14 protein-coding genes and 1 pseudogene are annotated in these 20415 nt (G+C 65.3%); 11 read left to right on the top strand and 4 right to left on the bottom strand.

What is annotated here, in order from left to right; genetic code table 11:
- Positions 1 to 93: 93 nt before the first annotated feature.
- The 6 genes from FGD71_RS30320 to FGD71_RS30295 all read left to right on the top strand — a co-directional run bounded on the left by FGD71_RS30320 (position 94) and on the right by FGD71_RS30295 (position 6207).
- Positions 94 to 1533: an FAD-binding oxidoreductase gene (locus FGD71_RS30320; protein ID WP_119103735.1), complete on the top strand. Its 1440-nt coding sequence runs from the start codon at positions 94 to 96 to the stop codon at positions 1531 to 1533.
- Between the two features lie 235 nt (positions 1534 to 1768).
- The gene (locus FGD71_RS30315; RefSeq protein ID WP_119103734.1) at positions 1769 to 3127 is read left to right on the top strand and encodes an alkaline phosphatase PhoX; all 1359 of its coding nucleotides are present in this window, start codon (positions 1769 to 1771) and stop codon (positions 3125 to 3127) included.
- 170 nt (positions 3128 to 3297) lie between these two features.
- Positions 3298 to 3756 carry an SRPBCC family protein gene (locus FGD71_RS30310; protein ID WP_240436845.1) on the top strand — a complete coding sequence of 153 codons (459 nt, stop codon included), beginning with the start codon at positions 3298 to 3300 and terminating at the stop codon, positions 3754 to 3756.
- Between the two features lie 256 nt (positions 3757 to 4012).
- Positions 4013 to 4378 (top strand): DUF1707 SHOCT-like domain-containing protein, encoded by a 366-nt coding sequence (locus FGD71_RS30305; RefSeq protein ID WP_119103732.1) that lies wholly within the window; start codon positions 4013 to 4015, stop codon positions 4376 to 4378.
- A complete protein-coding gene (locus FGD71_RS30300; RefSeq protein WP_240436846.1) occupies positions 4375 to 5085 on the top strand; it encodes a helix-turn-helix domain-containing protein in 711 nt (236 codons plus the stop codon). Before FGD71_RS30305 ends, FGD71_RS30300 begins: the two co-directional genes overlap by 4 nt.
- Before the next feature lie 231 nt (positions 5086 to 5316).
- The gene (locus tag FGD71_RS30295; protein ID WP_119103730.1) at positions 5317 to 6207 is read left to right on the top strand and encodes an alpha/beta hydrolase; all 891 of its coding nucleotides are present in this window, start codon (positions 5317 to 5319) and stop codon (positions 6205 to 6207) included.
- 189 nt (positions 6208 to 6396) lie between these two features.
- Here the strand turns inward: FGD71_RS30295 and FGD71_RS30290 are convergent.
- The 4 genes and pseudogenes from FGD71_RS30290 to FGD71_RS30270 all read right to left on the bottom strand — a co-directional run.
- A pseudogene (locus FGD71_RS30290) lies at positions 6397 to 7094 on the bottom strand (IS5 family transposase); the annotation flags it as partial.
- 70 nt (positions 7095 to 7164) lie between these two features.
- Positions 7165 to 7689 carry a hypothetical protein gene (locus FGD71_RS30280; protein WP_140935982.1) on the bottom strand — a complete coding sequence of 175 codons (525 nt, stop codon included), beginning with the start codon at positions 7687 to 7689 and terminating at the stop codon, positions 7165 to 7167.
- A gap of 877 nt (positions 7690 to 8566) precedes the next feature.
- Positions 8567 to 9010, bottom strand: coding sequence for an IS66 family transposase (locus FGD71_RS50265; protein ID WP_162931266.1), 444 nt, complete (start codon positions 9008 to 9010; stop codon positions 8567 to 8569).
- On the bottom strand, positions 8961 to 9611 hold the full coding sequence (locus FGD71_RS30270) for a DUF6444 domain-containing protein (RefSeq protein WP_140935981.1): 651 nt from the start codon (positions 9609 to 9611) through the stop codon (positions 8961 to 8963). The genes FGD71_RS50265 and FGD71_RS30270 overlap by 50 nt, the downstream gene beginning before the upstream one ends.
- 317 nt (positions 9612 to 9928) lie before the next feature.
- On the opposite strand from FGD71_RS30270, the gene dpdE reads away from it, so the two are divergent.
- From dpdE to FGD71_RS30245, 5 genes are read left to right on the top strand one after another with little or no spacing between them, the layout of a single operon-like run.
- Positions 9929 to 13222, top strand: coding sequence for a protein DpdE (gene dpdE, locus FGD71_RS30265; protein WP_276147166.1), 3294 nt, complete (start codon positions 9929 to 9931; stop codon positions 13220 to 13222).
- Positions 13222 to 15816, top strand: coding sequence for a protein DpdF (gene dpdF / locus FGD71_RS30260; RefSeq protein WP_119103725.1), 2595 nt, complete (start codon positions 13222 to 13224; stop codon positions 15814 to 15816). The genes dpdE and dpdF overlap by 1 nt, the downstream gene beginning before the upstream one ends.
- Positions 15816 to 16679 carry a protein DpdG gene (gene dpdG, locus FGD71_RS30255; protein WP_140935980.1) on the top strand — a complete coding sequence of 288 codons (864 nt, stop codon included), beginning with the start codon at positions 15816 to 15818 and terminating at the stop codon, positions 16677 to 16679. Before dpdF ends, dpdG begins: the two co-directional genes overlap by 1 nt.
- On the top strand, positions 16579 to 19731 hold the full coding sequence (gene dpdH, locus FGD71_RS30250; RefSeq protein ID WP_338120092.1) for a protein DpdH: 3153 nt from the start codon (positions 16579 to 16581) through the stop codon (positions 19729 to 19731). Before dpdG ends, dpdH begins: the two co-directional genes overlap by 101 nt.
- Positions 19728 to 20411, top strand: a complete 684-nt coding sequence (locus FGD71_RS30245; RefSeq protein WP_119103723.1) for a hypothetical protein — start codon at positions 19728 to 19730, stop codon at positions 20409 to 20411. The genes dpdH and FGD71_RS30245 overlap by 4 nt, the downstream gene beginning before the upstream one ends.
- Positions 20412 to 20415: the final 4 nt, after the last annotated feature.

The following is a 20415-nucleotide window of genomic DNA, read 5'->3' as shown; positions in this document are numbered from 1 at the left end:
ACCCCCCGGACCCGCCGGACCCGCCGGACCCCCGGACCCCGGATAGCGCCCCCTTCCGCCCGGCGTGATGCTGAAGAGACGGAGGTGACCACCATGAACGAGGACTACCCCCGAGGCGCGGAGACGGCATCGAGCGGGCCGATCAGCGACGACTTCGCCGCACGGCTGCACGGGCGCCTCATCCGGCCCCAGGACCCGGACTACGAGCCGACCCGAGCACTGTGGAACGGCATGATCGACCGGCGGCCGGCCCTCGTGGCACGGTGCCGTGGCGACGACGACGTGGTCGCCTCCGTGAACTTCGCCCGTGACAACGGGCTGCCGCTCGCGGTGCGCGGAGGCGGCCACGGCGTGGCCGGCCAAGCCGTCTGCGACGGCGGGTTGGTCGTCGACCTGTCAGAGATGACGGACACCGACATCGACCCCGACGGCCTCACCGGCCGCGCTCAAGGCGGCTGCACCCTGGCAGACCTGGACCGCGCAACCCAGCGGTACGGACTCGCCGCACCCATGGGCGTGGTCTCGGCGACCGGCATCGCCGGACTCACCCTGTCGGGCGGAATGGGGTGGCTCCGGCGCAAGTACGGGCTGAGCTGCGACAACCTCGTGTCCGCCAGTGTGGTCACCGCGGACGGGAGGCTGCTGACCGCGAGCGAGAACGAGAACGAGGACCTCTTCTGGGCGATCCGCGGAGGCGGCGGAAACTTCGGCGTCGTGACCTCCTTCGACTACCGCCTGCACCCCGTGGGGCCCCGGGTCTTCCTGTGCAACGTGTACTACCCCTTGGAACGCGCCGCAGAGGTGCTCAGGGCCTGCGAGCGCTACGTCGCGGAGGTGCCCGAGGAGGCGGCACCGCTCGCCGTCGTCGGCCGGATACCCAGGGCCGAGGCGTTCCCGGCGGCGGTGCACGGGGAACCCTTCGTCGCGCTCCTCGCCGTGTCGCCCGGCGCAGGTGGGGCCGCGGCCGAGGAGGGGGAGCGCGCGCTGCGGCCGCTTCGAGAGGTCACCGAGCCTCTCTGCGACCTCAGCGAGGTCACCGGCTACACCGAGGCGCAGCAGTTCCTGGACGAGGACTACCCGGACGGCAGGCTCTACTACTGGAAGTCCGTGAACGCACCCGAGCTCAGCGACAAGTTGATCGAGCGCCTCACCGAACACGCCGCCGCGGCCCCCTCGCCCGACTCGACCATCGACGTCTGGTACCAGGGCGGCGCGATGGCACGGGTGGGCGAACAGGAGACCGCCTTCGCCAACCGCGACGTGCCCTACCTCTTCGGAATCGAGGGGAACTGGGACCGCGAGGGCGACTCGGAGCGAAACGTGGCCTGGGTCCGCGACACCTTCGCCGACCTGCGCCACTTCTCCACCGGGGGCGTATACCTCAACTTCCCCGGCTTCCTGGAGGAAGGGGAGCAGCTCCTGCGGGAGGGCTACGGCGGAAACTACGAACGGCTGTCGGCGGTCAAGGCGAAGTACGATCCCGGCAATTTGTTCCGCCTCAACGCGAACATCCAGCCGACTCAGGGGAACTGAAGTCGTCGCCCAGAGCTTGGCGGTTCACGGCGAGGCGGGTCCCGCCGGCCGTCCCATCCTCTCCCCCCGTACTTCCGCCTGTTGGGAGTGCGGCCGTCACCCATGGCCTGAACAGTTCCCTCGCGGTGGCTGAAAGGGATTCTCCCAATGCTCACTTTCCGTTGGGAAAAGGATCCGGCGGCTGCTCCTAGGGTGACTCGCGCCGCCCCCGGTCCGTTGTATCGAGAGGACTCCCATGACAGGCAAGTCCGCCGGAAGACCGACCGGTTCCGGTTTTGAACGACGCACCCTCCTGCGCGGGGCTGCCGTGGCCGCTGCCGCGTCCGTCCCGTTCCAGGCCCTCGCGGCGCGGACGGCGGCGGCCGCGCCGGCCAAGCTCGAGTTCGATGCCGGGTACGGCCCGCTGCGGCCGGTCAAGGACCAGGCGACCGGCCTGGAACTGCTGCACCTGCCGCGCGGGTTCGAGTACATCTCCTATGGCTGGACGAACGACCTCATGGACGACGGGGTGCGCACCCCGGGCTCGCACGACGGCATGGCCGCCTTCCGGTACGGGGACCGGCTCCACCTCGTCCGCAACCACGAGCGCGGCGCCGGACCCGCCTTCACCGCCCCGGCCTACAACCCCGAGGCCGGCGGCGGGACCACCACCCTGGTCTTCGACCCGGACGCCGGCCAGTGGCTGGAGTCCTACGGCAGCCTCGGCGGCACCATCCGCAACTGCGCCGGTGGTCCCACCCCCTGGAACACCTGGCTCACCTGCGAGGAGACCTTCTCCACGACGGCCGGCAAGCGCCACGGCTACATCTTCGAGGTGGCCTCGGAGGGCAAGGGCAACCCCGAGCCCTACACGGCCATGGGCCGGTTCAACCACGAGGCCGTCGCCGTCGACCCGGCAACCGGCTACGTCTACGAGACCGAGGACCGCGGCGACGCCTCGCTGTACCGGTTCGTTCCGGCGGTGCCGGGCGACCTGGCCAAGGGCGGCCGGCTCGAGGCCCTGCGCATCGGCAGCACGAGGTACGACACCCGCCTCGACAGTGAGAAGGCGTACGGCACCGTCTCCTGGGTGCCCGTGGACGACGTCGACCCGGCGACGGACACGGTGCGGCTCCAGGCGCAGGCGAACGGCGCCGCGGTGTTCAGCCGCCTCGAGGGCGCCTGGTACGGCAACGACCGCATCTACGTGATCACGACCGACGGTGGTCCCGCCCGCCAGGGGCAGGTCTTCGAACTCGACCCGGCCACCGACGAGTTCCGGGTGCTCTTCGCCTCTCCCGGCGCCGATGTGCTCAACGCACCGGACAACATGTGTGTCAGCCCTCGCGGCGGCCTGGTGCTCTGCGAGGACGGCGGCGGCACCGAGTACGTGCACGGGCTGACCATGGAGGGCGAGATCTTCCGCTTCGCCGTCAACAGCGTCGACCTGCGCGGCGGCACCGCGGGCAAGAACGTCCCGGCTGACGACCACAGGGGTTCCGAGTGGGCGGGCTCCGTGTTCGAACCGAAGGGCGGCAACTGGCTTTTCGTCAACATCCAGAGCCCCGGCATCACATTCGCGATCACCGGACCCTGGACCCGGGGCGCGCTCTGATCCGTCCGCCGGGCACCGTCCGATCATCCCGGCGCGCAGAGGGCTGCCTTGCGCCATTGCCTCTCGGCATGCAGACCACAGGTCAGTCGACTGAGATCGTGGTCTGGGGCTGGGCTACGTAGGATGAGCGTGCTGGTCAATCTCGGGGCCTTCGGTGGAGGAGGTTCGTGATGACACACGATGGCGAGCTGAGACTGCATCTGCAGCGTGTCCTCCGCGCACCGCGCTCGGTCGTATTCCGAGCGTTGACCGAACCGCAGGAACTGACCAAGTGGTGGGGCCCTGACGGGTTCGCCATCCCGAGTGTGGAAAGCGACCTTCGGCCAGGCGGCAGCTATCGGATCGCGATGCAACCTCCGGAAGGCGATCTGTTCTACCTGGCGGGGGAATTCGTCGAGGTCGACCCTCCGGAACGCCTGTCGTACACCTTCCGGTGGGAGGATCCCGATCCCGAGGATCGGGAGACGGTGGTGAAGCTGTCGCTTCGCGATATCGGCGCCGCACGGGCCGAGTTGGTCTTGAGCCAGGGCGACTTCGCCACGGAACGGCGCCAAGCTCTCCACGAGGAGGGCTGGACTCAGAGTCTCGACAAGCTTGAGGAACTGATGTCGTCGTATGCGTCGACCTGAGGCCAGCAGTCGTTGTCGGGTCGTCGTCCAGGGCGACGAAGCCCAGGTCGACCCCGGGGCGACGAAGCCTGGGGTGGCGGCGAAGCCTGGGGCGGGCGACGGCCCCCAGGCCGGCCGATGTGCGGATCCACGCTAACCATCACATCTCCTTCTTGATCGGGCTGACCGGGATCCATGTCGCGATATAGCGTCAGTCCTCTAGTCGCGCCGCTGTCTGCGTCGCGCGAAGACGTTCGACAGGCACCAGGACGGAAGCATGTCGGGAGAGATCTCGCCCACCGGGAAGCCCTCCGGCCCCGGCTCGTCGCCCGAGCTGCGGGCCTCTCATGCGGACCGGGACCGGGCGGTGGACGTGCTGCGTGTCGCGGCGGGGGACGGCCGACTGACCGCGGCTGAGTTGGACGAGCGCCTGGAGGCTGCCCTGTCGGCGCGGACCGTCAGAGAACTGACCGCGCTCACTGCTGACCTGCCGCCCGTGTCGGCCTCGACCGGCGCGGCCGTGGCAGAGGTCAAGGACGTACTCCGGATCGACCAGAGGTTCAGTGCGGTCAAACGTGTGGGGCCGCCCGTACCCCCGCACTTGTCCGCCGGGCGGAGGGGGAGGACTTCTTCCTCACCCTGATCTGCGAGGGGTCCGGGACCGTGCGGCAGGACGACCGGTGGGGCGCGATGGGACCGGGCGACTTCACACTGGTCGACAGCGTCAGGCCGTACGCCTTCCGATTCGAGGAGCGCTTCCGCTCGGTGGTCTTGCAGATACCGCGCGGGATGCTCACCTCCCGGTGCGCGGCGGCCGAACGGATCACAGCCGTGCCGTTCCGGGCCACGGGCGGCCCGGGCGCGTTCGTCAGCCCCGTCCTGCGCGCGCTCGCCGAAGAGGGCCGCGCTCTCGACGAAGGGCCGGCCCGCTCGGTCACGGCGAACGTCCTGGACCTTCTCGCCACTGTGTGCGACGCCCATGGAAACAGCGTCGACGCAGCGGGGTGGGCCGTCCACCGCCGCGACCTGAGTCGGGCCAAGGAGTACCTGGACGAACGGCTGCACGATCCCGGGCTCACTCTGCTCGCCGTCGGCCACGCCCTCGGTTTCTCCCTGCGCTATCTCCACCAGCTCTTCCAGGAAGCGGGAACCACGCCCCGGACCTGGCTCTACGACCGGCGACTCGACCGGGCCCGCACCATGCTGCTGAGGCGGCCGGGCCATGACGCCCCGACGATCGCCGACATCGCCCTGCGCGTCGGCTTCAAGGACCCGTCACACTTCTCCCGGGCGTTCAAGGCACGGTACGGCACCAGTCCCGCCAACTGCCGTACTTCGCCCGGAAGTTGACGTCGGCCCCGAGAGCGAGGGCTCAGGGCCGGCCGGGGCGGTGGCGACCGCGACGCGATCACCAAGCTGCACGAGCCGGCGATCGCGATGATCAGCAGAGGCCCGGGGACGTGCCCGTCACCCAGTGCTCCCGTTCGGGAGACAGTGCGCTCACTGTTGCGCGACGCGAGATCAGCGTCCATTATCAGGAATCCTGTCATTTTAAACTTGTAGCGCTAGGCGGACCGGACCATGCCCATCAGTCCCAGAATCCAGGCCAGAGGGATCCAGCTGCTGCTCGGCGGCATGATGGCCCGCGTGCACAAGGACCTGCGCTTCACCGACATCCCGAAACGCACCGAATCCCTCCGGGTGGAGACCGGTGCCGGACCGGTGACCTGCACTGTCTACCGCCCGCCGGCCACCGGCACCCCCGCCCCCGTGTACGTCAACTTCCACGGCGGCGGCTTCGTCGTCGGCCGCCCCGAGCAGGACGACCACATCTGCCGCTACATAGCCGCCACGGCCGGCTGCGTCGTGATCAACGTGGACTACGCCGTCGCCCCGCAGCGGCCGTACCCCGCACCCGTCACCCAGGCATACGACGTCACCGCGTGGGTCGTCGAGAACGGCCCCGCCAACAACTGGGACGGCTCGCGACTCGCCGTGGGCGGACACAGCGCCGGGGCCAACCTCACCGCCGCGGTCTGTCGCACGGCCCGAGACCGCGGCACCTTCTCGCCCCGGCTCCAAATCATCGACTCCGCACCGCTCGACCAGCTCTCCGACCCCGCCACCAAGCTTTCCCCCATCGCCAAGCCGCTGCTCAGCCCCCACCTCATGCGTGTCTTCACCGCCGCCTACCTCCCGGATCCTGCCGACCGCGCCCATCCCCTCGTCTCTCCCGGTCTGGCCGACGACCTTGCCGGGCTCCCGCCCGCCCTGGTCATCACCGCGGAGAACGACCGCCTGCGGGACGAGGGCGACGCCTACGCCAAGGCCCTGGACGCCGCAGGCGTCCCAGTCACCCACCGCGTCTTCGAGGACGTCGACCACTACTTCACACACACCGGCCCGGTGCCGGCCGGCAAGGAGGCCATCGAACTGATGGCCAACGCCCTGCGCACCGCACTCACCACCTGACGCTGCCGCCGCGCACTCGGGCCGGCCTCGCGGACCGTGCGGATGGGTCCTTGCGCGGGCGACCGCCACGGTACGTCGAGGGCCGGGCGGCACGCCCGCCGGCGAAGTCGGCTCACGCGACCTCTTCGACCCGAAGCAACTCGGATCAGGGTCTGAACTGGGGTGAGTCTGGTTGCATTGCCGTGACGGTTACTGGTGCGGATGTGGTGCGGCAACCGCCAGGAAGTGCTCGGCCTTGCGTTCGTAGCGGCGGTGCAGGCGTTGGCATCCGGCGAGCCAGGACACCGTCCTCTCAACGACCCAACGGTGTCGGCCGAGCCGCTGTGAGGACTCGATGCCCTTGCGGGCGATGCGGTGACGGATGCCGCGCTTGCGCAGCCATCGGCGCAGGTGGTCGTAGTCGTAGCCCTTGTCGGCATGGAGCTTGGCAGGGCGCCGACGGCGCGGGCCGCGCCGTGAGCGGATGGGCGGGATACCGCGTGCGAGTGGTTCGAGGCCCTGGCTGTCGTGCATGTGGGCGCCGGAGACGCCCAGCGACAAGGGCAGTCCGTTCCGGTCCGTGATCAGGTGGATTTTCGATCCTGGTTTGCCACGGTCGGTCGGATTCGGTCCGGTCAGTGGCCCCCTTTTGCCGCCCTCACACTGACGGAGGCGATCGCGCACCGCGACCAGTCCAGCTCACCTCTGGCACCGAGTTCGTCGAGGATGACCCGGTGCAGCCTGGCCCAGACCCTCGCCCGGCTGCACTAAGCGAAACGCCCATAGACGGTGGGCCAAGCCGGACCGAACACCGGCGGCAACTGCCGCCACGTGCAGCCCGAGGAAGCCACGAAGATGATCGCCGCCAGCGTCTCCCGGTCACCGGCCCGCCGACGACCTCCGCCTTGCCGCGAAGATGTCCTATCTCGGGCCATCCCAGGGCAGTGGACTCGTGAGCGGGACTGCTGGACTTCATCGTCACGCCGGAACCGCGAGTGCGACCCGCTCTTCCTGCCCTTGCCATGTGACCCAAAGGTGCGTCGGCATGCGCGGGCTTCCCGTCCGATAGATCAAGAACTCGCGCGCCTCTCCAGGAGCGAGTTCCACGTTGCTGATCCCGGCTCGGAAGTTGAACGCTCGATCTTGGGTGCTGATGCCCGGGGCATCGTGAATCGTCACTCGCGTTGCCACGGCTCCACCAACGTTGCGAAGACGCAAGCGGCTGCCGCCTCCCGTGCGCTCGACTCGCAACTCCACCTGTGGCTCTGCCGCTCGTTGCCGCTCTTCAGCTTCCTGCCGCTGAAGAGCGAGTGAGCCCTCCGCCGCGCTTGCTGACCGCTCGGCAGCATCCGACGAACGTCGTGCCTCCCGTGCAGACACCTGCGATGCCTGAGCTGACTGCTCCGATGCCCGAGCAGAACGGACGCCGAGCCGGTAGCTGATGATCACCGAAACGATCGATACCGCCAGAGCTGCCCACCCAGGCAGGTCGCCTATCTCCATGGCTGGGGACGATACGACGCGATTGGCTGACTCAGGCCAGAGACTGAGTGCCTCCACGAGCACGTTGCAGTCATTCCGGCGGCCTCACGACCAAGCACTGACGCGGTGCATTGAGCGGCGAGAACGCGCAGCGCGCGCCTCAGTAAGCGTCCGTTGACCTGCTGTGAAGCGCCTCAAGATCAACACGTCATTACAACGTGATCACTGTCATGGAGCTGCATCCGGCGGCAACTGGCTGCACACACGCGAAGACCCCGACCACGGCGTTTCCGCTGATGACGGGGTCTTTAGGCACCTCATACAGGGTGCCCCCGGCGGGGGATGCGGGACATAGGAATGGGGGAAATCGTCGGTCGGGGGCGGGCAGTTGGTGATCGAGAGGGTTGTACCGCTGCATCTGCATCGGCGGCAGGTTCAAGCCCTCGCAGGAGCCGCTCCAATGGGCTGGTCGCGCCACATCCCCGGCGACCGTGGCGGACACGCTCACGGTGGCCGCCCCGCGTCGTCGGCAGACGCGTCGACATATTGATGTCCCTGGAATGCGACGACCGGAGGCGAGCGCCAGCCGGTCGTCGCATGCCGGGGCCTTCCGGCAGGGGAGGTCATCCTTCGGCGTCAACACCCCGTGATCATCACCGGCGGTGTCCTTGTGGCCGCGTGAGTCTGTCCGGATGCGTCGTCGAGGAGTGGCTGTGCCACGCCCCGTACCCGAAGCGTCTGGTGCTCTTGGCGGAAACGTCTTGTCAGTGGCCGGGTGCCAGGCTGCTCTTCGGAACAGAATCCGGCGTACAGCCCGACATATCTGCCGCTACCTGCGGTTTCATCTATGTGTAACCTGCGGTAATGCGCCTTTCGGGACTGTCGTGCACTTGCTGTCTTACGCAGTAAAAGTCTCTGAGAAGTCTCTCCGGCGGAGCTGAACGCCCCTTAGGAATCCCAAGAGATGATCTTGGTTCGTTGACGGTGTCGAGTTCATCGGCGTCGAGTGCGTCGCCCCGGCCGACGGCGCGGGCCGCACCTGCGAGGCGGTTGGCTGCCCAAAGGGTGTAGGCCATGGCGCAGGCCCACAACTGGTCCTCGGGGTCGGCGTTGTGGATGCCGCGCAGTCGCGCAGCAGGTGGACGCCGCACCAGGCGTGCAGAACGTGGTGGAGGTGGGTGTAGCCGTCGTAGCCGTCGCGTACGAGGACTCCAGCCAGGTGGTGCAGGACCCCGCTGGCGTCGATACTGTCCGCGCTGCGGGTGAAGTTCTCCTCCGCGTGGCGCGGGCGATCAGGCGCGGAGCGTCGGCAGGGAGATGTCCCCCAGCAGTCGCGCCGCACGTCCCCGCAGACAGGCAGCGAACCTGGTGGAGACCTTCAGCCCGCACAACGCTATGACCAGCAGCGTCGGACGGTGGATCGGCAGGTGGTGGCCAAGACCGCGTAGGCGACCTTGGTAGTGACCTTGGGCCCCTACTGGGCTGCGGACTCCACTGTGCGGGAACGCACCGCTTGCCCGCGCGCCGCAGCCCGGGCAGTACTTGGTCGCGGCCGCGCACTTGGTCACCTCAACGGGAGCGGGTTTTGGCAGGTCGAAGACCTGGCGCCATCGCACCCCCACCGCGGGTACGCCGGCCAGAAGCGTTGCCCAGCCCTGGCACGAGGCCGGTGCGAGGATTGCGGTCCGATGGTCTCCGACCTCGACCTCGCGCAGCGGGGTCGCGGGATTCTTGGACTGCTTGCCATGATTGCGGTCGGGCTTCCTACGCGAGGAGTTGCTCTTCGGACGGCCCCCGGGCCCATCCGAGGACGGCGGTCTAGACGAGGTGGAGGAGTCCTTCGACAGCCGCAGCACGATCTCTCGGACCTGCGCGGTCAGCTCCCGGACTTGCACGAGCAGCGCATCGATCCGAGCATCCTTCGCCGCCAACTTGGCACCCACCGCGGCGAGATCAGCATCACAACCCTCATCGGACAGCTACCCAAGATTCGATCGTTACCGACACTCCGGGCTCAGCGCCCCTGAGGGAGGGCAAGACTCGGGACCACTCGCTCACAGTATTCGCGCCTCTGGGGTGGCAGCCCGGAGTCGCGTCAGTTGCTCCAACCGCAGCGCTGCGCACCTGCGCGTTTTCGCTGGTAGCAGCACCGAACGGATTGGGGGCAGATCGGACTGTCAGTGGGTGGGGCTACAGTGAACGTACATAGCATGAACTACCGGGGGGTAGGAGATTGGGTAAACGTGCTATTGGTGCCTTTGTGTCGTTTCCGGGGGGATCTGGAATCGGCAGCGTTGGGGCCATGGACGGGGACCGTCTTCGGGTCGACTACTTCGAGTCGCCTGCGGACGTTGTGACAGAGTCGACCTGGGTGCACGAGTCGAAGGTGCGAGGCGAGGTGCTCGCACCGGAGGAGCGCATCTGGTGGCGCAGTCCGGACGGCCTGTGGAACGCAGGACGCGTTAAGCTCGCCGAGCCTTCACGGCGCTCCTACGTCGTGAGGTTCCCGAATGTCGAATTCGACCTTCCCGTACCTGAGGCGCAGCTCTACGTTCGGTGGGATCGCCCAGTGCAGGACCCTGTTGCGGATCTGACCGTCCGCGGCGGCAGTACGACGCCGTATCGGGACGCGAGGCTCCCGATGCTCAAGAGCCTCATCCGGCAGCGTGGCGCCTGCGCCGACATGAGCACGTTCCTCTCCTCGACGGTGGAGATCTTTCCTCACCAGGTGAACGCCGCTCTGACGGTCCTCTCCGACCCTGTCCAGCGGTACCTGCTGGCCGACGAGGTCGGCCTGGGGAAGACGATCGAGGCAGGGTACGTCGTTCGTCAGATCCTCATCGACAATCCCCGTGCGTGCGTGGTCGTCGTTTCACCGTCCGCTCTTCGACGACAGTGGCTGTCCGAACTGAAGGACAAGTTCCATATCGGGGACTTCCCCGATGCAGCGATCGTCGTGACCAGCCACGAGACGCCAGAGAAGTGGGCTGGATACAGGCATGCCGACCTCGTCGTGGTGGACGAGGCCCACGCGCTTGTGCAGGCAGGCCCGGATGAGACGCCATACAAGGAGTTGCGCGAGCTTGCGCACTCGGCGGAGCGGCTCCTGCTGCTCTCCGCCACGCCCGTAACGTCGGGCTACCTGACGAACCTCGGTCTCCTTCACCTGCTTGACCCGGAGCTCTACTCGTGGGAGAAGCGCCACGAGTTCGAAGATCGCTACCGCATGCGCGAGGGGCTGGCCAACTCGGTCTTCTCCCTGGACCCGGAGTACACCTATGTCATCCGGGACAGCATCGACGAGATACGAGAGCAGGTGCCTTCGAGCGATGTCCGGCTCGCTGAGCTCGCTGACCAGGCCCTCGACATGCTCGACGAGGAAGACGAACTGAAGGATCCCGACCAGCAGGACGAGTTCGCACGCCGGGTTACTGAGCTGCGCGCTCACATCAGTGAGACGTACCGGATCCACCGCCGAGTGATCCGCAACCGGCGTGAGGTGGTCCTGCAAGAGGGCAGTGGCCCGGACGCCCTGGTGCTCCCCTACGAGGTGCGCGGCCGACGCCGTCCCGAGGTCATCCACTCGCCTTCGCCGGTCGTGGAGGCCGGCGGTGACTTCGTGATGGGCTGGTGGAATGCGGTTCGCGAGCACCTGGAAAACGAGGGACTGAACGATCAGCTCCCGCAGTACGCCATGCCCCTGGCGGTCCTCACGTCTCGGGCTCCCGCACTTCCATACGATGCCATCGATGCCCTTCGGTGGCGGGTGACATCCGACACCGATGCGGCCGAGCGTGCTGGGCTCTCGTCGAACGAGCAGGAACTGCTCTCCAGTGTGCCGGTGGTTCCCTGCGAGCAGGCCATGCTGGCCGAGGCCGAGAGGCGGTGGCCTGCAGGGAGCGAGCCGACTGCGGAGAGCCTCAAGAACGTCATCCGGGCGTTCCTTCCGAAGATGCGCAAGGCGAAGCGCACCGTCATCTTCTGCGGGCCCGGCCGTCTGGCTGGCGCGCTCGTAGGGCGGCTGCGTTGCGACTTCCCCAAGGCAGTGATCGCCGAGCACACGCGTGCCCTGGGCGCGGTCCAAGCGGCGGCCGAACTTGCTCGCTGGACAGACCAAGCACTCGGGCAGGCGGTGCTCCTCGCCGACGACACCGCCGAAGACGGCCTGAACCTGCAGGTAGCCGACTGCGTCGTCCACCTGAGGCTTCCCTGGTCGCCCAACCAGTTGGAGCAGCGCTTGGGGCGCGTTGACCGCTATCCCGGTCCGGCTCTGTCCGGAGCGAGTGATCCAGCACCTCAGTTCCGGCTCGCTGAGGAGAACGGCCCCGACGGCTCCTTCACGGAGGCCTGGGCTGCCCTTCTGGCGGACGGCTACAAGGTCTTCGACGGTTCTGTCTCCGCCCTGCAGGACGCCATTGCCCAGTCGGTGACCGACGTATGGGTAGGCGCGGCTGAGGAAGGGCCGGAAGGGTTTGTCGCACAGCGGGAGGCTGTGACAGCCCAACTCGGCAGGGAGCGCGATGAGATCCGCAAGATGGACCTCTTGGAGTCCATCCACGTGTCGACGCGGCGCCTGCCCAGCGTTCCGGCCGCGTTGGCCGAGGTCGAGCTCGATTGGTCCGAGACGGAGAAGGCGCTCCTTGCCTACACGGACGCCACCAGCGGCGGGATCAAGCTCCGTTCCATCGATCGGTCCATTCAGGGATCCCCGGCTTGGCGCTATCTGATCAACGATAGTTCGACTTGTCCGCTTCTCGCTCCTCGCCATTGGAAGCGGGTCAAAGACCGCATTCCGGACGATGGGATCGCTCACGGCATGTTCAATCGGTCGCGCGCTCTTCGGAGTGGCGACGCACGACTGTTCCGCGTGGGCAACCCGCTGGTGGATATGTTGTCTGAAGCCGTCCTCAACGACAGTCTCGGCCAGAGCGCGGCCTTCCGGCGGATCGACCGCGGCATGCGACCGGGGCAGGAGCCGCAGCCATACTTTGCCTTTGACTTCCTCATCGAGGCGGACACCTCTGCCGCGCTACGGCACGTGAAGGACAGCCCTGACGCCGAAAAGGCTCTCCGGCGCCAAGCGGACCGGATCTTTCCCCCTGTCGTCAGGCGCGTCTGGATCGAGTCGGGAACCAATCGGCCTGTGACGAACGAGGCCCAGTTGGCCTTCTTGAACCGCCCGTACGACAAGAGCAAGGGCGACCGCAACTACAGCAGTCGACGTGCCTCAGAGCTGTTCGAGGTGTTCGGAGGACAGGACCACGCGGCGACGTACGCAGAGGACGCACAACAGGCAGCGCTGAGTTTCTTGCACAAGCACACGGACCTCGCGGCAGTCTGTCAGGATGCCCAGCACAAAGCGTTGGAAGTTTCCGCGGTTCTGCACTCGCAGGCTCAGGCACGAAAGGCGGCCGGTCGGCTTCTCCGGGACACGGAAAGCCTGGTCACCGACGCCGAGGTGTTGACCTCTCTCGCCGAGGGACTGTCGCAGCCCATTGTCAGCGTTGTGGCGGCTGCCTGCCTGATACGTCGCGGATTGGAACTGGCCTACTGATGTCCGAAGACGCATGGGTAAGCGCTCAGCGCCTGTTGAACAAATGGCCCGAGGTGAAGCCGGACATCCTGGCCAAGGGCGTCCTGCGCCGTCTGGGCGATGCCCTGTCCGGGCTGCAGCGTGGTGCCGCAGGTTGCCTGGACGTCGTCGCCCTGACTCGGCAACTCATCTTGCACCACCAGGCGTTGGGTCGGACGGGACGGTTGTCGGTCCCCTTGCGGGAGGGCCTGCCCACCGTCGATCAGTGGCGGCAGGGCGGCTGCGACGTGGTGGTCGATGGTAGCCGCGTTCTCCTGCGAGGACTGGAATGGGCTCCAGTAGAGGATGAGGGGCCGGCGCGAGAAGCGGGTCTTGCCCAGGTCCGTGAAGCAGTGCTGGGCAAGGACGCTGGCCTGCGCCGTGTCCTGGAAGCCGGACCGGCCGACCCGTTCTGGACGGACATCCTCGGTTACGACCATTATCTCTCCAAAGGGCAGCGCCAGGCTGCGCGCTCGGTAGTCCTGATGCCGCCGGGCGAGACACTCCTGGTGTGCCTGCCCACCGGCCATGGCAAGACGCCAGTGGCACTGGCCGGTGCAATGCTGGCTGGCCGGAGCAGTGGTGTGTCGCTGATGGTCGTGCCCACCGTGGTCCTGGCGATTGACATGGAGCGACGTGTCCGCGACTTGCTGAGCAGACGTGATCCTGACGCTCTGCACAAGCGGTACGCGTATTTCGGGGAACTGAATCAGGCCGACAAGGAGCAGATGCGATCGGATATCTCGGCCGGGCGGCAAGCATTGGTGATCGCTTCCCCGGAAGCTGTGGTTGCTGGGCTCAGCAAGGCGCTTCGGGATGCCGCCCAGTCCGGGAACCTGAACTACGTCATCCTCGACGAGGCACACCTCGTCGAGCAGTGGGGCAACGAGTTCCGCTCGGAGTTCCAGAGCCTCGCTGCCCCGCACCGGGCCTGGCGAGAGATTGCTCCAAAGCGGCGTTCGCCCAGGACAGTCGCGATGAGTGCCACGTTGACGGAACAGCAGATAGCGACGCTGCGGGATCTGTTCGGCTCCAGTGAAAGCACTAGCATGGTCTGGGCTTCCGAACTGCGCAGCGAGCCTGCCTACTTCCTGGACGCCTTCGGCTCAGAAGAGCAACGGGCCGAAGCAGTCCTGCAGGCTGTTGCGTGCCTCCCGAAACCGATGGTGCTGTACACCTCGCAGAAGAAACACGCCAACGAGTGGGCCGAGACGCTTCGCGCTGCGGGCATGCAGCGGGTGGCTGTCGTACACGGCGACGTCAACGACGTAGGGCGTCGTCGAGCGCTCGAGGGCTGGTCGGGCCGGACGAGTCACGGCGCCGTACCCACGGAGTACGACGTCGTCGTCGGCACCTCCGCATTCGGGCTGGGCGTCGACCTAGACGATGTACGAAGTGTCGTGCATGCATGCGTGCCCGAAACCGTGGACCGCTACTACCAAGAGGTCGGACGTGGTGGCCGCGACGGCAGTCCCTCGCTTGCCTACCTGGCAGCGGCGCCTGGGGACCAGAACATAGCCCAATCACTGAACGAGCAGAAGATCCTCATGCCGGACACAGCCTGGGGACGATGGCGGGCGATGTTCACCAAGGGACAGCACCTCCACGGAGACCGGTATCTGCTCGACTTAACGGTCCGGCCACCGCGGATGTCCGTTGGGTACGCCACGCATAAGGACTGGAACGTTCGCCTCCTCAACCTGCTGGATCGCCTCGGGTTGGTCAGGACTTTTCCTCCCACGCCCCCAGTCCGTGAGTCCGAGGAAAACTCCTCGGACTGGCAGCAGCGGATGGCGGCGCACTACGAAACTGCCCGGGACCGGATCGAGATCGAGTTGGTGGAGGGGCAGACCAACGATCCGGAGTACTTCCGCGTCGCATACGACCGCATCCGCTCGAGCATCAAGGACGCACAGAGGAAGTCTCTGCGCAGGATGCTGGACGTCTTGGGTCATGAGCGGTGCATTGCGAACACTCTGGCCGAGTACTTCTCGGTTGCGGGTGCCAAGGGCGGGCGTCACTACACAATGGCGGCCTGCCGCGGATGCCCGTTCTGCCGGCGTCAGGGGCTTCCGTCTGAGGGGGCGGCGTGTTATTACCGCAAGCCGCTCTCGCCGGACCCGGACCTCATCGAGTGGCCCTCACCTAAAAGCCCTTTGGCCCACCTGCACCCGCAGACCTCGCACTTCAGCATCTATTGGCAGGACCTTGCGGAGCGCAAGGAACAGTTGCTCCCTGTGCTTGTGAAGTTGGCGCGGTCGGGCGTATCTCACTTTGCCGGTCCTGGCGTCCGCGAGGAGATAGCTCAACAGATACAGCAGCAAGCACCAGGCCATCCGGTGATCGTCGACCATGATGGCAGCCTTGTCGACAGTGGTACAACAGCCACAGTCGCCTGGGTTGCTGATGACACGGCGTCACCACTCGAAGGAGCACTCCGGTACCGGCTTGAGGACGGTGATCCTCTGTATCTACTGCTCCCTCGGCAAGTCGAGGATCCGTCCAGGCCCGGTGTGCCCTTCGTGACTACCCACCCGTCGTTGAACATCCAGCAAGTAAGAAGCGAGTTCAGGTAATGGCATTGCTCAACACGCCCGTGCCGTATCCCGGCGAAATCTGGGTCGTCGTACGCTTCCTGGCTGCGCAATCCGGGCCTGTGGCCTACGACACGCTGCGAGCATTTCTCGAGCCACACACCCGCAGCTCGAAAAATCTTGCCACCGTTCACTACGCACTCTCCACGCTCCGATCCTTGGGGCTCGCACACGATAGCGAGGACCAAAAGTGGACCCTGGCGGGCTGCCTTACGTCGCTGCGTCCAGACGACTACTGGGCATTCCAGGCCGGTCTGCGATCCGCTGTACTGGGGCTTCGAGGGCACCGACCAGCCGAGACCGCTGACGATCTGAGACGAGCTCTGGCGTGGAGCTTGTCCCGAGACCCGTTCACCGAATCCTTCAACTGGGCCCTCGTGGACAGTCAGCACCAGAAGGATGCGCCAGACGGCGAGCTGGTCTTCGTGAATGATACGCGGTGGTCACCGTTCACGACTTGGGCGACGGCGCTCGGCCTAGGCGCCTCCGCTCCGCACGTAGCGCAGCGTTACGTTCCGGATTGCACCTGTGCTGTCCGGCAAGTAATCACAGAGCACCTCTCGCCGGGAGCTCCGGCAGATGCCCTGAGTGTCATCCGGCTCCTGCGCGAACAGATCCCCGTTGTCCCTGGCGGTGCCCTCTCGGAAGACCTGGGCTACTTGCTTCGCGACGAACGGACGGTCGGTACAGCAATTTCTTTCGCTCTCATGAGAGGCGAACACGAGAAGTGGCTGGTCATGAACAATGACTCAGACGCCAAGCAACCGGTCAAATTGCACGATCCCGATCGTCTTTCCGTTCGTCTTTGTTCATCCATCACTCGGCAGGAGTTCGCCGATGTCTAGTTTTAGGCGTTATGTCTGCTGGGATGTGGAAAGCGTGACTTCCACAATCCAGACCGAGGCCGTTGTCGCCTCGCCATCCGTTTTTTTCGCTACCCACACTCCGCTGGCCATTCAGCGTTCAAGGATTGACGGGCGGTCGTTCAACAACGCCGGAGAAACTGTCACGGAAGAAGATGTTCGGGACGACTTCCTCAACCGTCAGACAAGTACCAAAACACTGCTCATGCCCGTGGTCGGCGAGTCAGGTTCAGGGAAGTCCCACCTGATCCGCTGGGTTAGGGAGAGAATCCACGCATCCGATGACCGAAAGATCATCTATCTCGAAAAGTCGAAGACTAGCCTGCGACACGTCATCGAATCCCTCCTCGACGGAATTGAAGACGAGGAAATCGCGCAAATCCGTAAGGATATTCGCCAGGTAACCGGAAGTTTCGACGCCACTTCACTTGCGCGTCGCCTTATCATGCAGTTGAGCGTTGCTCTGGCGGATCTAGGCAAAGAGTCCGTATCTGGAAAGAAGCGCCAACTTGTCGGCCCGCGAGGTGTCTCACTACTGCTTCAGGACCCACTTCTGCAGGAGCAGATGCTTGAGTCCGGAAAGTTCATTCCGCAGTTCGCTCAACATTTCTTGAGCGACCGCGAGTCCGAAGTTGAGCGTCCGCCCCGTTTTTCCCTGGAAGATCTACCCCTCAGCCCTGAGGCCATCACAGGGGACATGGCTGCGCCTACCCGGCAAATTTTCGGCATACTAATGTCCCGACCGGAGTTGCAGGGCCTGACTGTCGAGTTGCTCAACGAGCACTTGGACAAGGCGGTTCGGGAAATCTCGACGCTGGGAGGCGGCCGCCTTCTCGGAGCGATGCAGAAGGTTCGCGAGATTTACGCCCGACAGGGTAAGGAGATCATCCTCCTAGTAGAAGACTTCGCATTGATCCAAGGAGTTCAGGGTGAACTCCTTGACGCGATCACCGAGACCTCCGAGCGGGAAGGGCGGAGGGTACTCGCCCCCATGCGGACTCTTATGGCGCTCACGAGTGGATACTTTCACGACCTACCCGAGACGGCGGCCACAAGAATCTCTGCATCTACAGGCGGTTTCGTATACAACTTGGATATTGTTCTGGAAGAAGGGAAGACGGGCACCGAGGAGCTCGCATCGTTTGTTGCAAGGTATCTCAATGCCGCACGGGTGGGTCGAACGGCACTGGAGGGAACCAGCAACGGATCGGTCCCGAACAAGTGCGAAGATTGTCCGGTTCGGAGTATTTGTCACGATTCCTTTGGTGTGTCGGCGCAAGGGTATGGCTTGTATCCCTTCAACCGTTCGGCGTTGACCCGCGTGGTCCACAGTTTGGCCCCCAAGGAGAACCCGTTCTCCTTCACTCCACGCAACATTCTCAGCAACGGAGTCATCCCTATCCTCAACGACGCTTACAGCGCGATCGAGAAGGGTGCATTCCCCAGTGCTTTCTTCCAGGATAACTACAAGGGCGTAAAGGGTATTACGAGGTCACTGCCCAACAGCGTCAGCGAAGAAATTGATGCGCGAGATCCCTTGAATGCCAAGCGTCGGCGTACTGCGCTCGAATTCTGGGCTGACTCTCCTACCCAGTTGTCGAACTTGGAGCAGGGTATCCGCGAGGCATTTTCCCTGCCCGCACTTGACAGTCTGACTGAGAAGCCCATCTCTACCCCGAAGGGCGAAGCCGCGGCTTCTGAACCCGACACGCCGATCACCCCGCCGCCACGCGCGGACGAATCACCGGTTCTTCGGCGAAAAATCCAGGTCGTGGAAGACTGGGCCGCTGACGGCTCCCGTCTCACCTCGGAGGAGGCAAACAATATCCGAACCGTCATTTCCAGATCGGTGCTGTACAGGGAAGACTGGCTCACTCCTCCCGTTAAGCCTGTCGGTCTCACGGAAGCCGACAAGTCGGGCTGGAATTTGAAAAACGTGAAATCTAGCCAGGTGTCGATCGAGGATGCCAGCGCAGAGGCGATGAACGCTGGTGCAGCAATCGTACTGAAACGCAACCCTGCGACCGGCGAGTTCTTCAAGAGCCTCATCAGAATTTACGCAGACGCCGACGGGATACGCGCACAGGACATTCTCCGCCTCGCCAGCATGGCTGAGCATTATCGTCCGGCTATGCGGGGGCGTGTTGTGCGGAGCTTGGAACGCGCTGACGAAGACTTGATCGTCGGGTTGAGAGTCTCTTTGCTCGGGGCCGCGCTTGCTGGGCAGGTCGTCCCTGGCATGCCCATCGAAGCCCTGTACGCCGCAGCCTTTGACAAGGGCCAGGAATGGCAGCGTCCTGATAGTTCCTGTCGCACCGAACTGTGGATGACGAGGCTTGATAACCACATGCAGCATCGTGCCGGTCTTGTGGACACACTTCTGAACTCCCTGGGACTTGGGCAGGGTGTCGGCACAGTGCATGTTATCGACGCGACTCGCGCCATGCCGCTTCTGCAAAAGGCCGCAGAAAAATGGGACCTTTCGGCCTTGGAACTTCCGAAGTGGGCCAAGAGCGCCGCGGCACCCCTGCGTGCCGGCTGGGAGCCCTTGTTGCGTGGACAGTTCCACGAACTTAAGACGCTTCTCGATGAAATCCGAGAGCGGTTCCCTCGAGCGAGTGGGCCCGGTGACAGGCTCGTCCAGCAGGTGTCCATTGCCATGCAGATGGCGAAGGCGGAGGGCATCACCGGACCACAGGGACCCGAACTCGAGACCCGGGCCGCCGCCATGGCAGACGCCGACTGGGGCTCTCTTAGTGCGTTGGAACGAGATCTGTCCCGAGTCGCCACGGATCTCTACGGTGAGCAGGTCGAAAGCATCCTTGCTGTGGTGGCTCCTATTCGCTCACCACATCTCAGGGCGATGTACGACTACCTCAAGGTTGCCGACTCCTTGCTGGACACGGCCCTGGCTGCAGCGCGACTGCAGACCGAGAACGCGGTCAGTGACGCCGCGGAGCAGTTGGCAGGTCTGCTCGAGGAGTGGAAGCAGGCCGCAGATGGCGCCCGTACCGACGCGGAGGCAGGCGAGTGAGCAGCGTTACAGTTCTGGAAAAGGCTCAGGAGTTGCAGAACATTGCTCGCAGCATCTCTGAGGGCCAGAAGCAGCGGGACGACCAGGAGCGGGTGCTCCGGCGCATCGATGAGGTGCGTACAGCGCTGAGGGCTGCGCTGGTCCAACGGCAGATTGCGGTTCTGCTGCGCGAACGTACAGGTCAGGCTCTGGACGTGCCCGGGTTCGATGCTGCAAGGTCCAAGCTCGAATCGAAGTCACGGGGTGGTCTGCCCGGTGACCGGGCTTTCGTCGATTCCAAGCGCGCCTTGGAAGCGTTCACCAGTGAGCTGAGTGCTTCGATCAAGCAGCTCTGGAAGGCGTGGGCCACGGCGGGAATCCAGGAGGTCTCGCCGGCTCGGTTTGCCACTCTTGGCCCCGATGAGCGGCTTGAGGCGACTGAGCTCTACGAATCGATGAAGGCGAATGCAAGTCGGACCAAGGTCGACAGCGCCAGCATCGTCACGTTCTGCAGCCACCGTAACACGCTGCTGAGGCTCCTTGAGAACGCGCCGGACGATGCTCCGGAAGAGCTCCTCGAGCTCATCAACCGGCTCGACGCAGGCGGGGTCACTCTTCGAGACCTCACTGACGCGAACATCGCCCTGCTGCGAAAGTACGACCAGGACAGCTGGTTCACCGTCACTCGGAAGGCAGACTGACAAG

This window comes from Streptomyces sporangiiformans, assembly GCF_005768555.2.
GTDB classification, from domain to species: domain Bacteria; phylum Actinomycetota; class Actinomycetes; order Streptomycetales; family Streptomycetaceae; genus Streptomyces; species Streptomyces sporangiiformans.
The sequence above is the reverse complement of the archived record's forward strand: the minus strand, read 5'-3'. Positions and strand labels throughout refer to the sequence as shown.

Excerpts from the sequence above, each read along its gene's own strand:
- FGD71_RS30320 (WP_119103735.1), top strand. The coding sequence starts at position 94 with ATGAACGAGGACTACCCCCGAGGCGCGGAGACGGCATCGAGCGGGCCG.
- dpdF (WP_119103725.1), top strand. The coding sequence starts at position 13,222 with ATGTCCGAAGACGCATGGGTAAGCGCTCAGCGCCTGTTGAACAAATGG.
- FGD71_RS30310 (WP_240436845.1), top strand. The coding sequence starts at position 3,298 with ATGACACACGATGGCGAGCTGAGACTGCATCTGCAGCGTGTCCTCCGC.
- FGD71_RS30295 (WP_119103730.1), top strand. The coding sequence starts at position 5,317 with ATGCCCATCAGTCCCAGAATCCAGGCCAGAGGGATCCAGCTGCTGCTC.
- FGD71_RS30315 (WP_119103734.1), top strand. The coding sequence starts at position 1,769 with ATGACAGGCAAGTCCGCCGGAAGACCGACCGGTTCCGGTTTTGAACGA.
- FGD71_RS30305 (WP_119103732.1), top strand. The coding sequence starts at position 4,013 with ATGTCGGGAGAGATCTCGCCCACCGGGAAGCCCTCCGGCCCCGGCTCG.
- dpdH (WP_338120092.1), top strand. The coding sequence starts at position 16,579 with ATGACTCAGACGCCAAGCAACCGGTCAAATTGCACGATCCCGATCGTC.
- FGD71_RS30280 (WP_140935982.1), bottom strand. The coding sequence starts at position 7,689 with ATGGAGATAGGCGACCTGCCTGGGTGGGCAGCTCTGGCGGTATCGATC.
- dpdG (WP_140935980.1), top strand. The coding sequence starts at position 15,816 with ATGGCATTGCTCAACACGCCCGTGCCGTATCCCGGCGAAATCTGGGTC.